The 13,138-nt window shown below is 58.9% G+C and carries 12 protein-coding genes; 3 read left to right on the forward strand and 9 right to left on the reverse strand.

The genetic code is table 11. From position 1 onward, the window contains the following. Window positions 1–106: 106 nt before the first annotated feature. From ACMUOY_RS17035 to ACMUOY_RS17045, 3 genes are all read right to left on the reverse strand, one after another. A complete protein-coding gene (locus tag ACMUOY_RS17035; protein ID WP_413893931.1) occupies window positions 107–1,021 on the reverse strand; it encodes an OST-HTH/LOTUS domain-containing protein in 915 nt (304 codons plus the stop codon). A gap of 2 nt (window positions 1,022–1,023) precedes the next feature. Continuing rightward, the gene (locus ACMUOY_RS17040; RefSeq protein WP_413893932.1) at window positions 1,024–1,647 is read right to left on the reverse strand and encodes a hypothetical protein; all 624 of its coding nucleotides are present in this window, start codon (window positions 1,645–1,647) and stop codon (window positions 1,024–1,026) included. Window positions 1,648–1,959: 312 nt separating this feature from the next. Then, window positions 1,960–2,775, reverse strand: coding sequence for a GIY-YIG nuclease family protein (locus ACMUOY_RS17045; protein WP_413893933.1), 816 nt, complete (start codon window positions 2,773–2,775; stop codon window positions 1,960–1,962). On the opposite strand from ACMUOY_RS17045, the gene ACMUOY_RS17050 reads away from it, so the two are divergent. From ACMUOY_RS17050 to ACMUOY_RS17060, 3 genes are read left to right on the forward strand one after another with little or no spacing between them, the layout of a single operon-like run. Beyond that, window positions 2,744–6,319 (forward strand): class I SAM-dependent DNA methyltransferase, encoded by a 3,576-nt coding sequence (locus ACMUOY_RS17050; RefSeq protein WP_413893934.1) that lies wholly within the window; start codon window positions 2,744–2,746, stop codon window positions 6,317–6,319. The two genes, ACMUOY_RS17045 and ACMUOY_RS17050, sit on opposite strands and share 32 nt — an antisense overlap. Before the next feature lie 17 nt (window positions 6,320–6,336). Continuing rightward, a complete protein-coding gene (locus tag ACMUOY_RS17055) occupies window positions 6,337–6,846 on the forward strand; it encodes a hypothetical protein (protein WP_413893935.1) in 510 nt (169 codons plus the stop codon). A gap of 19 nt (window positions 6,847–6,865) precedes the next feature. After that, on the forward strand, window positions 6,866–7,705 hold the full coding sequence (locus ACMUOY_RS17060) for a restriction endonuclease (RefSeq protein WP_413893936.1): 840 nt from the start codon (window positions 6,866–6,868) through the stop codon (window positions 7,703–7,705). A gap of 20 nt (window positions 7,706–7,725) precedes the next feature. Here ACMUOY_RS17060 and ACMUOY_RS17065 read toward each other — a convergent pair whose 3' ends face one another. The 6 genes from ACMUOY_RS17065 to ACMUOY_RS17090 all read right to left on the reverse strand — a co-directional run. Then, complete coding sequence (locus tag ACMUOY_RS17065) at window positions 7,726–9,087, reverse strand: DUF4328 domain-containing protein (RefSeq protein WP_413893937.1); 1,362 nt, start codon at window positions 9,085–9,087, stop codon at window positions 7,726–7,728. Between the two features lie 656 nt (window positions 9,088–9,743). Beyond that, window positions 9,744–9,998, reverse strand: coding sequence for a hypothetical protein (locus ACMUOY_RS17070; protein ID WP_413893938.1), 255 nt, complete (start codon window positions 9,996–9,998; stop codon window positions 9,744–9,746). Beyond that, window positions 9,985–10,407 carry a DUF5681 domain-containing protein gene (locus ACMUOY_RS17075; protein WP_413893939.1) on the reverse strand — a complete coding sequence of 141 codons (423 nt, stop codon included), beginning with the start codon at window positions 10,405–10,407 and terminating at the stop codon, window positions 9,985–9,987. The genes ACMUOY_RS17070 and ACMUOY_RS17075 overlap by 14 nt, the downstream gene beginning before the upstream one ends. Before the next feature lie 187 nt (window positions 10,408–10,594). Next, window positions 10,595–12,556, reverse strand: a complete 1,962-nt coding sequence (locus ACMUOY_RS17080) for an AAA family ATPase (protein ID WP_413893940.1) — start codon at window positions 12,554–12,556, stop codon at window positions 10,595–10,597. Next, window positions 12,553–12,900, reverse strand: a complete 348-nt coding sequence (locus ACMUOY_RS17085) for a hypothetical protein (protein ID WP_413893941.1) — start codon at window positions 12,898–12,900, stop codon at window positions 12,553–12,555. Before ACMUOY_RS17085 ends, ACMUOY_RS17080 begins: the two co-directional genes overlap by 4 nt. Beyond that, the coding region (locus ACMUOY_RS17090) for a hypothetical protein (protein WP_413893942.1) at window positions 12,897–13,138 on the reverse strand (242 nt) is incomplete at its 5' end. The genes ACMUOY_RS17085 and ACMUOY_RS17090, both read right to left, overlap by 4 nt.

Genomic DNA, 13,138 nt, shown 5'->3' on the forward strand with positions numbered 1-13,138 from the left:
GCCCAGTTGATTCCTGCGGTACCGCGCAAGGAGAGGCTAGGAGTTGTGTGTTGATGGCGTGTTCTTGGTAGAAATGGCGACGTTCTCCCGGCCGGTTCGTGCCGACTCATCCGCGTACTGGCATCGGCTTACTCCGATACCAAACCAGCGTACCGTTTTCACCAGCCGACTTGTCCTTTCGTATCTCGAACATCTGCGACTGCTGAAGCACCTGACGCCAATTGCGGCATCCGTACTTCTTCGGCGTCTGCTCGGGTTCCTTTGCACGAATGGATGCAATAGCTGCATTGAGCAAGGTCCAGCCCTCAACTGCGCTACCTTCCTCCGCCCCTTTAAGCAACTGGACAATGCGGCTGCTCGACCAGTCCACACCTTTTCCATCAGGCACAACGCCGTTCACGAGAAAGTTAAGGTACTCGGGGCTTTGCAAGAATTCGGCGGTAGCTTTGCGGGCACGGTTCATCCCCTCGACCCAAGCACTCAGCGTCAGGAAATGGCCATCGATGCTCTCGTAGCAGCCTTGGAGGTAGTTGTCTGCCACCAAGCACCCATCGATGGTGGCTACGTCAAATCGCTCGATGAAGTGATGCACCAACTCGTTTCGCATCTTTACCAGGTCGGCCAAGTCATGCATAAGCTGTTGATGCTGTTCTGGCGGGAGTTCAATCGCACTGGAGATACGGAACCAGGCTTGCTGGTCGTCACCGAACCCGTCCTCAATTTCGGCTGACGCGCTACCCGGCTCAGGATGAACCGGCTTGAGGAAGCCGCCTGTCAGTTCCCCAACCAATTGCCCCAGCGTTTTGTTTGCAGCCAGTGCTACGCTTTTGGCCCGGACTTCATGCATCTTCCCGGCTGGGGCCGAAAGCTCCCGGAGACCTACCAAAGCCTTGGCAAGGATTTCATATTGCTGCAGGCGGAACATGCAACGCCCGAGTTTGCGTTGAACCTCACGCTGCGAGGTAACAAAATCCGGCTCGGCCGGCATCGCACTACGGGATGCGTCGATAGGCTCCGTCAAGCTCAATGACTCCACTTGGCACTGCTGTGAACCTCCAGCGGGTACCCTGCCTCCAGCACTTTGACCGCACTTGGCGGCGTCATCAACTCATATTTCCCTGCCGCTGCCGTCAATGCCATTGGCGTCCCGTACCCGGAAAAGGACCACGGGAAAAGTTGCCCTTCAAAAACAAGATGGAAAGTGCCGTCCACGGGGTGTCTGACCATGGCGCCACTTGGAAGACTTGCCAGGCTGACCAGCGGCTTCTCAATGTTCCTTCGTTCAGCATCCAGAGCTTTGTCGATGTTCGCGGCCAATGCCACATCAGACAGACCGGCCTTCAGCCAGGCGATGGTGAACAATTTGTATGCATCAGGCCGGCACTGCGCGCATGGTCGATGGCCGGCTGCGAGTGCCGTGGGTTCATCCAGAAAAAAGAGTTCGGTGTAGCAGCCAGGCTGCATCAATGGTTTGGCCCCGTATATGGGCTTCAAGGTACACGCAATCCACCGTTTTAACGAGGTTCGTTCCTTCACGACGACACCGGTGTCGTCATGCAGGCAACCTCGATTCCCAAACAAAGTTCCCGCTTTCGATGGGTCTGCAATCAACCGACCACTTGGGTCTACCCGGTTTCTTCTAGTCATTTGTATGTCCTCCCCCTATTGCATAAAGAGTTCTGTGTTACCGAGGTAAAAGGCGCTCACCGTCCTAGCTAGGCAAGGTGTCACCGTCAGCAATACCCACCGCGCATCCAGTGACGGTAAAGGCAAGGCAAAAGAGGCTCCTGTAGACCTGCAAGAAAACGAGCGCATCAAATAATCCCTCGTACTCACGAACCATCGCCAAGCTGCGTCAAATAAACGCTCGCTCAATAAGTAAAGCTTTGCACCCGCACTCTTGAATGGTTGAAAAGATCAGCATAAAGACGGGCTTCTTGGCGCTCAGGTTCCCGTCAGTTACGCCCCAATGAAATCAACAATGGATTGCACTTCGTCGACGGTGGTGATGAACCACTCATCGCCTGGCGCATCCTCTTTCCAGCGACCCCGTGCTTTGAGCACAGCATGAATTGCATCCTCGACTTGGGAAACCCGCTTGACCTGCCAACGGTCCAGTATCTCTGGTTTCTCAAAGAATCCCGCCCCCTTGCATTGCCCAAGCACTCGGGTCTCCACATCCGCGGCTGAAGTCAGTCCAACCTTGATTGGAAACGGCTCATTTTTTCTCTTAATTGCTGGGAAAGTGAACGCATAGATCCACCCATTGAATTCCACTTCGCCCTGCTCTTCAATGGCTTCATCCACATCCTCAGCCGCCTCTTCCGTCAACTCGGTGCTTGACTTCAGGCGATACATCCCGGACTGGCCAAGCCAAACGAAAGGCGACTCAGGGCCTCGCTTGGCCCGAAGAGAAACAAAGAACCGAATAGTTGCACCGACCTGATGCATTTTCCCTTCCGCGTCCCGCGCCGGGTAACTAAGACCCATTTGGGCTTCAGTCAAATATCGGCTCAAGACCCTGTAAATGACCGGATTCAACTTGAAGGGTTCGCCCGACAGTGCTTCGGGTTCTTGCGCGAGTTCCGGCAACAGGTGATAGCGGGCAAGTCTGTAGCAGAAGGATGCGTTTGGCTCAAATTCAATGGGCAAAGGTTTCATTGGCGCGCATCCAATAAATGAATTGACTGTAACTATATGCCGCTTGAAGCCAATGGCTGTTGCGCCCGTATGATTTGCTTCCATGGAAGACAAGAACACGGTAAATGGGTTCATCGAACGCTGGCGGGGAGTGACCGGCTCGGAGCGGGCCAACTACCAACTCTTCATCAGCGGCCTTTGCGACCTTCTCGACCTTCCACGGCCTGAACCGGCGCACGAAGATACCCGTGACAACGCCTACGTCTTTGAGCGGAGGGTTGCCTTTGCGCATGGCGACGGCAGCACCAGCAACGGCTTCATCGACTGCTACCGCCGCAGCGCATTCGTGCTGGAGGCCAAGAAGGTCAAGGCCGGCGTCCACACCAAAGGCTTCGACGACGCCTTGATGCGCGCCCGTGCCCAGGCCGAGGGCTACGCCCGCGCGCTGCCGGCCGCCGAGGGGCGCCCACCGTTCCTCGTCGTGGTGGACGTGGGGCACGTCATAGAGCTTTATTCCGAGTTCACCCGCAGCGGAGCCACCTACACCCCTTTCCCGGATGTTCGCAGCCATCGCATCAAGCTCGACGACTTGCACCACGAGACGGTCCGCGAGCGGCTCAAAACACTCTGGCTCGACCCCATGGCGCTCGACCCGGCGCGCGCCAGTGCCAAAGTCACCCGGGTGGTCGCTGTTCAACTGGCTGCGGTTGCGCGCAGCCTGGAAGCCGCTGGGCACCCGCCAGAACAAGTCGCCGGGTTCTTGACGCGCTGCCTGTTCAGCATGTTCGCCGAAGATATTGAACTTCTCCCGCGAACTGCTAATGGCGACGGCGCCTTTGTGGACCTTCTCAAGCGGTACGGCAACGAGCCGGCCACCCTGCAAAACATGCTTCGAGCCCTGTGGACCGACATGGACCGTGGCGGTTTTAGCGCAGCACTCTCCAAGGACGTGCTCCGCTTCAACGGCAAGTTGTTCAAGTCGCCGTCGTCAGACGGATACGTACTGCCCTTGAACCGCGACCAGATTGACGGCCTGCTGGCAGCCGCCCGTGCCAACTGGCGGGAGGTAGAGCCCGCCATCTTCGGCACCTTACTTGAGCGTGCCTTGGACCCCGCCGAGCGGCATTCACTGGGCGCCCACTACACACCACGCGCCTACGTGGAGCGGCTGGTTCTGCCTACCGTGGTCGAACCACTGCGCGCCGATTGGGCGGACGTGCAGGCCGCCGCGCTGATCCTGGCGCATGAAGCAACTGAGTTGGAGGCGAACCCGCCCGTTTCCAAAGGTGGAACCAACTTTGATACTTTCGACCGAAGGGTACACCGCGCCGACATAGCTGCGCTGGAGCGGCATGACTATGCTGTTCGAGCAAAGTGGAAGGAAGCACGCCAGCAGGTCAAGAACTTTCACCACAGGCTCTGTACAACCCGCGTCCTTGACCCGGCCTGCGGCAGCGGTAATTTCTTGTACGTAACGCTGGAGCATTTGAAGCGTCTAGAGGGCGAAGTACTCAAGCAACTTGACGCTCTCGGGGACAGGCAGGATGTTATAGGCGCAGGAGGCGAAACCGTCACCTTGCAGCAACTACTCGGTATTGAAGTCAACGAGCGCGCAGCGGCTCTGGCTGAACTGGTGCTGTGGATTGGTTTCCTGCAATGGCATATCCGAACCTTTGGCAATGCCAGCGTGGCCGAGCCAGTCGTCCACGACTACGGCAACATCGAACATCGGGATGCGGTGCTGGCCTATGACAGCCAAGAGCCCATGCTGGATTCAGCCGGCAACGTCGTGACGCGCTGGGATGGCGTGACCACCAAACTCCATCCAGCCACCGGAGAGCCCGTACCGGATGAGTCAGCCGTTGTTGTGCAATGGAACTACGTCAACCCACGCCAGGCACTGTGGCCGAGCGTTGATTTCATCGTGGGAAATCCGCCCTTCATTGGCAACAAGCGCATGCGCGACGCACTCGGCAGTGGCTACGCCGACGCGCTACGGAAGGCATGGCCCGAGGTGCCCGAGAGCGCCGATTTCGTCATGTACTGGTGGCAAAGGGCCGCTGACACGGTTCGCAGCGGGGCCGCACGCCGGTTCGGGCTCATCACCACCAACAGCCTAACGATGATTTTCAATCGTCGGGTCGTTGAAGCCCTGCAGGCTGCCAGTCCACCTTTGAGCGTCGTGTTCGCAATTCCTGACCACCCCTGGGTAGACAGCGCCGACGGGGCGGCCGTGCGAATTGCCATGACGGTCGGCATTGCCGGCGTGGCGGAAGGCCGGCTACTTAGCTCGGCCGAGGAAAGCGATGCGGACAATGGCGAGGTCGCAGTTCGCTTCGACACCCGATACGGCGTGATTCACTCGGACCTGAAAGTTGGGGCAAACATTGCGGGTGCTAAGCGTTTGAAGGCCAACGACCTGATTTCCAATCGGGGCGTCATCCCACACGGCGCCGGGTTCATCGTGACGCCTGACCAGGCTCAATCGCTGGGTCTGGGCACCGTGCCGGGGTTGGAGCGGCACATTCGCCCCTACCGCAATGGGCGAGACCTGACCGGCACACCTCGGGGCGTCATGGTCATCGATATGCACGGGCTAAGTTTGGACGAAGTCAGAGCGCGTTTTCCTGCAGTCTTTCAGTGGCTCCTGGAAAGGGTAAAGCCGGAGCGGGACCACAACCCCGAGCGTTCGCGCCGTGAGAATTGGTGGCTTTTTGCGCGACAAAATACTGAACTGCGAGGCGCATTAACAGGTCTGAATCGCTACATCGTCACCGGCCAGGTGGCAAAGCATCGCATCTTCCAGTGGCTGGACCAGAGCATGCTTCCGGATGACAAGCTCATCGCCATCGCCAGTGAAGACGCCCTTCCCTTGGGCGTTCTATCGAGTGTCGTGCACATGCAATGGGCACTGGCTGCAGGTGGTCGGCTGGGAGTTGGCAACGACCCCGTTTACAGCAAGTCCATCTGTTTCGAGGCGTTCCCGTTCCCGGCACTCGATACCGGTCTCACGCCTGAGTTAACGCAACGCATCCGAAATCTGGCGGAGCAACTTGACGCTCACCGCAAGGCACAACAGGCGGCACATCCTGAAGTCACGCTCACCGGTATGTACAACGTGCTGGAAAAGCTTCGCAGCGGCGAAGCCCTCACGCCGAGCGAGCGAACGATAAACGAGCATGGGCTGGTCTCAGTCCTGCGAACCCTGCACGATGAACTGGACTCCGCCGTACTGGCCGCCTACGGGTGGAGCGACCTCTCATTGCCCCCCGACACAGACACGCTGCTTTCTCGCCTGGTTGAACTTAACGCCAAGCGCGCCGCCGAAGAAGCCGCTGGCACGGTGCGATGGCTGCGTCCTGAATTCCAGAATCGCCTCGCGGCCGGTGAACAGGCCGAAATGGATGTGGAGGCTGGAATCGCCGAAGAAGCGACACCTGCAACAGTCCCGCTTCAGGTGGCCAAACGTCCGTGGCCATCTGGGCTTCCCGAACAAATCAAGGCGGTTGCAGATGTGCTGGCGACAACACCTCAGCCTTTGACCCTGGCAGCACTAGAGGCTCACTTCACAGCCCGAGGTCGCTGGCGCGAACGCTTGCCCACCATCCTGGAAACGCTGGAGGCGCTTGGCCGCGCCCGTCGCATCAGCGCCGAGACTCCGCGATGGAAATCTGCGTAACAACGGAGGCGCCATCTTTGAAATCAACACCCTATCTCTTGAACCGCCGTCGCTACTACCCGCTCGCCTTCGCCTTGCTGGCCGGCGCGGCCGCCACGGTTCTTTTCGCTACGTTGCCAACTCAGCGTGCTATCGAACTGATGGTGCCTGTGACAGGTGCGGCTGCTGGCTTCGTGTACTTTTTATATGCACAGCACCTACAGGAGACACGCCTGTTTGTGGACCTATTCCGGCAATTCAATGAACGCTACGACAAGCTGAATGACAAGCTCAACGCCATTGCCACCCAATCACCGGAGACGATGCTCACGTTGGAGCAGAAGCAAGTACTTTTCGACTACTTCAACCTGTGTGGCGAAGAATGGTTGTACTTCAAAGCAGGCTACATCGACCCGGCCGTTTGGGAGGCTTGGCGAGAAGGAATGAGGTTCTTTCTCCGCGCCCCAGATATTCGCCGACTTTGGACCGCCGAATTGGACGGTGGCTCGTATTACGGCTTCAGTATTGGCTTGATTGAACAAGACTGACAAAACAAGGGAGCACAGAATGGGGAAAAAGAAATCGGGCGGCGCGGATGAAATCATGAGCGTTGTGGCTCGTCTCCCTTGGTGGGCGGGAATTGGTGCCGCCGCGCTTTCTTACGTGGTTTTTCATTACCTTGCAGGCCAGAAAGCGGCCCCTCTGACTGACACCGCGGGCGTCGGCCCCATGGTCATCAAGACGATGTGGGCCAGCCTTTCGAGCATCCTGCAATACATCATTCCACTCCTTTGCCTGGTCGGTGCTGCGGTTTCGGCTGTCCGTCAGCGGGAGAGGAACGCGCTGCTCAGCAAGGCCGCGACAGGTCATACGGCCAGCATCGTCGACGGTTTGTCATGGCAGCAGTTCGAGACGCTGGTGGGCGAGGCGCTTCGCCAGCAAGGCTACCGCGTCGTTGAAACGGGCGGGGGTGGCGCTGACGGAGGCGTGGACCTGATAGTGACCAAAGGCAACGAGAAGTTCCTGGTGCAGTGCAAGCAATGGCGGGCCCTTAAAGTCGGTGTGGCGGTAGTGCGTGAGTTGTACGGCATCATGGCTGCCAAGGGAGCTACGGGGGGCTTCGTCGTCACCTCCGGCAGCTTTACTGCCGACGCCAGCGAATTCTCCAAGGGTCGCAACGTGACGTTAGTCGACGGGCCCGCGCTGGCAAAGTGGATTCAGGCTGCGCGGGCGCCCAAGGCAGCACCAACCTCCAATGCACCAAAGGCAGCCGCCATGGTTCCATCTTGCCCCGCCTGCGGCAAGCCCATGGTCGAGCGTATTGCTGGGCGAGGCGCAAACGCAGGAAACGCCTTTTGGGGCTGCTCCGACTTCCCGCGTTGCAGAGGGACTAGTCCGTTAGGGTAAGCGGGGTGTTTTCCTGCGACTTAGTTCGAGTCTGTTCCACACGGCGTCGCCTGGTACACCACGCCACTTGGACCGATGCACTTGTAGAAGGAATTTGGCGCCTGGGCGGGCGTTCCTCCAACCGCCCGAGCGGTGCTTGGGTCGAACTGACCCGGCGTTATTCCAACTGGCCGAGCGGTGCTTGGGTCGAACTGACTTGCGTTGTTTTCATTTGAAGGTTGGCCAGTGGAATTATTCGGATTTCGTCCATTTTGACCCATCTGTTCTGGTCTAACTTGTTCCATCGGCTGTGAGCCGGTTCTTGCTTCGGCCTCCACCTGTCCAGATGGGATAGCCTTAAACACTGAGACAGCGAGCGAGACAAGAATATAAACAGGCAAAGCACCGGCCACAATCCATATCGGCCATTTCGATGTGCTGTCAGGTGCAGGGTTGTCGAGTTCGACGGTCGCCTTCTCAACTGTGGCCTTGACTCTTGAGTCGGATGACGCAGGTGGCTGTGTGTTTTCCCAGACCTCCGCGCCTTTCATGGCGCCGGCACGGGCCTTTATGTAGAGTGCTCTTGCCTTTGCATCCTCACCGCCTGCTTCGGAAAACGCACGCGCCCAAACGCCCTTGTCCAGCCTTCCTTCTTCGATTTCAGCAAGGGCACCAGCGTAGGCATCATTGCCAGTGCGTACATCGCCCACGAACGCAGAACTGGATGAAGTAACCCTACTGGCTGGCTTCTGAAGACAGCCAACCAGTCGGCTGGTAAGCTTTTCTGCGACTACAAACCATAGTCCGGCTACAGAAAGTGAAATGAGGCATAGGGCAATTTGGAGTTCTTTTATTCCAACAATTTGATTGAGAGTCAGCCCTTCAATCGAAGAACTCTTCAGGACCGCTTTTCCAATCGTCATCATGACAAGGTGGGCGACAATCCAAAAAATCCACCAGGCTAAAAGCGCCCCAGACCCAGATGCCTTTTTCCAATCATCGCGTCCAGCGCCGGCGGTCCCCACTTTGAAAATTTCGCTGAGCACTTGGTAGGGCTTAAACAGGTTCAAGAATGGAACCATCCAACCCCAGGTTTTCCATTTTTCATGCTGCAAGCCCCTCGCTCTCAGCGTGTCTCTGGCGTGCGCATAGCAGGCGTCCAACCAACGTATTAGCGTCCACCCGACGCCAAGCATTGTCAGAATGAGCACGCCGGAAAAGGACCCAAGAAACTGAATTCTTCCAACAACAGGTGAACTGGCTGGTGGTCCACCAGCGGCAACTGCATTGAGTACGCCGACTATCCAATAATTACTGGCCACAACGACCATCGTGACAGCCATATCAATGCTGAGGGCCGTGAAGAATGCCCTCTTGGCGCCATCAAGTCTGCCGGCGTTCATAGTTGTTTTCCCTCGGTAGACGAAGTGCGCAAATCGCACTAAAACCGCTCTAGGCACTTCAACGGCTTCGGAATTGAATCGTGCGAAAGAGGCCGCGCCACTTTCCGTAGACGCACGGGACAGTTCTGCGGTCCAGTCTACACACCTTGCGAGCGTCTCAGAAGAAACTAAACTTGTACTGCCTTCCAGACCTTGGCAGCAGAGGCCGGGGAATGGGGTGAACGCAATCTTTCGCTGACCCCGCTACCGGACTTGCGCGCCGGTACTGGTGAACTGCGGAAATTTCTCAATCAACCGCTCATAGTGCGGCCCCTTTGTTTCCAACAGCCACATTAACTTTGCGGCACGCTCAGTATCGGTCCAGACCCTGCGACTCGTCTGGACGTGAGGCGCTTCAAGTTGCTCAAGGCGTTTTTCAAGAGTTGACATTTTTCGCCTTCCTTTCGGGGTAATCCACCACGATGGAAATCTACGCCGGGTCTGCCTTCGCGGCAGGCGCAGTGAGGTCGGCAAGTTGCGGAAAAGCCTCCAGCAATCGTTCGGTGATGGGACTCGGGCTGTTAACGGCCCAGTACAGCCTCAAGGCGAGCTCAGTGTCAGTGAAGGGCCGGGCGCGTGTGGGACTCTGAGACTCCTCAAGCAACGCAAGGCGCCTTTCAAGGCGTAGCATTCTTCGCCTTCCTTTCGGGGTCATCAACGACAATTGGCAGTGAACTGCCGTGCCGCAGAACTCCTTCCAGTATGGCCGCCACGAATCGGGGATTCCCTGAACTCAGGGCTTCGATGACGGTAGGCGCACCCCAATCCAGGGTAGCGGTGTAGGCGCTCAGTTCCTCGTCGGACATCTTCTTCAGGTCTGAGTTGGCCCGTGCGTCCTCAATCTGAGAAACCCGCTTCTCAAGATTTCCCATTTCGCGCCTCCAGCGCAGCGATGCGCGATTCCAGTTCATCAAGCTCAGTCACCCGTGCCAAGGTGCCGATGGCCCCGAGCAGCGCAGCCCCCTGTGACGGCGCCAGCACACCATCGGCCACAGAGCGCAGCACGGCACGGCCCTGGGCGGTTAGCGTGCCATCGGGTAGCGCCAGGGCCTGTGTCTGTTCGATGGCTTTCAGCGGGGCGATGGCGCGTTCCAGCAACAGGCGGGCGGCTCCAACGTCTCCATCAAGGGCCTTGGCCAACATCGCGTCCAGCAGGTCGGGCACACGCTTGGCAATGGCAGCGCGGAGCTTCCCGACTTCGCCAGTTCCGGCGGGGCGACCTTTGGGGTTTCCAGATTGGCCCGGCTTCCAAGCGGCGGCGGGAGGTTTTCTTGTCGTCATGGGTGTTCCTCTTCTGCTTTATCAGGGAATGGGGGAAGGGCTGTCGGTCGCACATCACCCTTTTCAGGTACGGCAGGTACGTGAGGTACGCCCCTAAAGGGTCGCGTACCTAAACGTACCTTCTCTGCCTTGGGTACACGAAGGTACAAATAACTCCGCGTACCTTCGCGTACCTTGAGTACCTCATTCACTTGGCGCTCCCGGCGATGCACACCATCCCGGCGGCTTCGTGCAAGGCGGCAGCGGCTACAAGGGCTTTCATGGCGCGGTAAACAGGGCCCTTTTCGTAACGCCCTTCGAAGTGCGCCACGACAGCCGTCTTTTTCATGCCGACCTTGTGGCTTCGCATGAATTCCACGACAGCGCCCTCGACCTCGCCCATGCGTTTGCCTTTGGCCTTATCGGGTGCATCGGCGGCCACCAGTACACAGGAAGTGGCTGCGCCGCCCCACTTGGTGCTGCCCAACGCCACGGTGTCGAGTCGAAAGCCGATGCGTTCACCTTTGGTACTCAGGTCACGCTGTTTCGTAATCTCCGCACACCGGCCGGTCGCCGCGTCAATCACCTCGATTTCGGTATCCACGGCAGCCCGGATGCCACTCCAGCCACGGGCACCAGCGGCAGCAGCCTTCCCGCTATGGTGAATCAGCAGGAAATGGGCCTTGCACTCGGTGCGAATGCGGTCAATTCGGCGCACAACAAGCCCCATATCCTGCCCGGCATTCTCATTTGCGCCGGCACTCAAGCGGGCCAGCGTGTCACCCACTATCAGCACGACCTTCTTGCCTCGCTGTGCCTCCAGCTGGCGCACAAGTTGAATCATCCTGTCGGTGTCAGCCTCCCCGTCGAACAAGTCAATCGGGTTTTGAACAATGGCGAAATTCGGAACCTTCACCCCGTGGTGGCTCTGATACGCCTGCAAGCGGCCGCGAACCGAGGCGGGTGATTCGGCAGCCAGGTAGACCACCATGCCCACCTCAGTCTGCCTGCCCAACCAAGGCACCCCACGGGCCACAGCACAGGCCATATCAATCACGAAAAACGTCTTCCCGCTGTTGCTGTCGCCATAGAGAACACTGGCGTCACCAGTGGTCAGCACACCTTCCACCAGTTCGTCGGCCGGCTCAAAGGCGTCTGGCAGTTCGTCAGCAAACGCGACGGAGAAAGGCAACGGCAGTGACGCGGGCGTGCTGGCGTCACTGAGCAGGATTTCCAACGCATCGAACCCGTCACGCTGGGCAAGGTCGTTCACGTCCGAGTTGTTCGGCCAGCCTTCAGGCATGGCAGCAACGGCGGCGCCCAAGTTGCGGGCCATCTTCTCGGCTTCTTTTTCCTTGCCCACGTCCGGGACCAGCACTAATTGGACAGTTGGGTCCCGTAAACGCAATTCTGCGTTTACCGCGCGAACCCGGCCCCAGCCGAAAGCCACTACAGCAGCGTGGCCTGTAGCCTTCCAGCACGCCCACGCCTGGCCGATGCCCTCGCACACATAGGCCACACCACCCGGAACCAGTTCACCCACGGTGAACCAGCCTTCCATGGTGGCAGCGGGCAGGTTCAGCTTGCCCGATATCCCGCGCGACTTCAATCTGGTGGCCACCTCCGGCAGCGTGACAAATTGCAGGCTCGATACCGAGCCATCGGGGCGAAGGGCCGGCACGACCAACGCCCCGGCCATTAGCTCGCCTTGAATGGTCAGCTTGTCATCGGAAGGCACTACTCGCAGCCCTTCAGGTGTTCCTTGCTTTTGCGCGATGTAAGGGTGGTCGTCAGTTGCGGGTTCACAGCGGTTCCAAACATCGGCGGCGCCAATCCTTGGACGGGGCTTCGCTGTCGCTTCGTTGGGTCTTGCTCGGGGCCTCTTGGTGGCCTGGATTCGGTCCCCACCCATGCGCCAGCCACCTAGTTCTGCGGCCATGCGGTACAAGGTGCCAGCCCCAACGCCCCGGCCCGGCTTGAAGCTGCGCCAGGTGTCGCGGGCGGCTTGCTCGCTGTAGTTACCGGCGGCGGCGCTCCAGTCATTGAAGGTGTCGAAGTCGAGCCCGGCAGCTTGGGCAGCCATACCAGCACGCACCCAGTCCTCGCGGGGCAGGTCGGGCGGGATGGATTGCAGCGCATCCCGTGCACGGTCAGTTTCGGCGGCAATCATTTCGCCCTCCCATTCATGGCAAGGGCCTGCGCCGTGTATTTGGCATCCAGGCGATAGAGGGCAACTACGCGGTCCGGGCACTGGTCAGTCGGGCTTGGAATCTCGATGGTTTCGATGGGCCATCCGAGCGCGCGCAACGTGAACACCACGGCCCCGAGGCGCCAGCTTTGTGTGCTGCTCTCGAAGTCCGGGTGGTCAAGCATGTCGCCATTCATGAACATCCCGAGCGCCCGGTCAGCAAGCGTGTTCCTCGTCGGCCAACTGGGACTGAACGGCGGCGGCGGCAGGAATGACAGTTGCTCGCCGTTCCCTTGCGTCGCGGTTGGTGCGTGTGTTTTTCTCATGCCGAGCCACCTCGCTGTCTTCCCTTTGCCTGCCACTGGTGTATCTTGCGTCGGTCGCCTTCGCTCAGGTGATACACGCCGGGGCGGCAGTCCTTGCCGTCTCGGTCGATAAAGTGGATGCGGTCGCAGTCAATGGTCAAGCCACGGTCGCGCAGGTCAGATACCAACGCGGGGCCATTCGCACAACCGGCCACGCTGTCCAGTTCCTGGCGGCTGATTGGCCGGCGCAGCATGACGG

It is taken from the genome of Candidatus Skiveiella danica (genome assembly GCF_022705245.1).
GTDB lineage: Bacteria > Pseudomonadota > Gammaproteobacteria > Burkholderiales > Burkholderiaceae_C > Skiveiella > Skiveiella danica.

Bases quoted from the DNA above. Each gene is read 5' to 3' on its own strand.
- ACMUOY_RS17060 (WP_413893936.1), top strand. From the start codon at position 6,866: ATGGGGAAAAAGAAATCGGGCGGCGCGGATGAAATCATGAGCGTTGTG.
- ACMUOY_RS17065 (WP_413893937.1), bottom strand. From the start codon at position 9,087: ATGAACGCCGGCAGACTTGATGGCGCCAAGAGGGCATTCTTCACGGCC.
- ACMUOY_RS17040 (WP_413893932.1), bottom strand. From the start codon at position 1,647: ATGACTAGAAGAAACCGGGTAGACCCAAGTGGTCGGTTGATTGCAGAC.
- ACMUOY_RS17070 (WP_413893938.1), bottom strand. From the start codon at position 9,998: ATGGGAAATCTTGAGAAGCGGGTTTCTCAGATTGAGGACGCACGGGCC.
- ACMUOY_RS17050 (WP_413893934.1), top strand. From the start codon at position 2,744: ATGGAAGACAAGAACACGGTAAATGGGTTCATCGAACGCTGGCGGGGA.
- ACMUOY_RS17075 (WP_413893939.1), bottom strand. From the start codon at position 10,407: ATGACGACAAGAAAACCTCCCGCCGCCGCTTGGAAGCCGGGCCAATCT.
- ACMUOY_RS17085 (WP_413893941.1), bottom strand. From the start codon at position 12,900: ATGAGAAAAACACACGCACCAACCGCGACGCAAGGGAACGGCGAGCAA.
- ACMUOY_RS17080 (WP_413893940.1), bottom strand. From the start codon at position 12,556: ATGATTGCCGCCGAAACTGACCGTGCACGGGATGCGCTGCAATCCATC.
- ACMUOY_RS17045 (WP_413893933.1), bottom strand. From the start codon at position 2,775: ATGAACCCATTTACCGTGTTCTTGTCTTCCATGGAAGCAAATCATACG.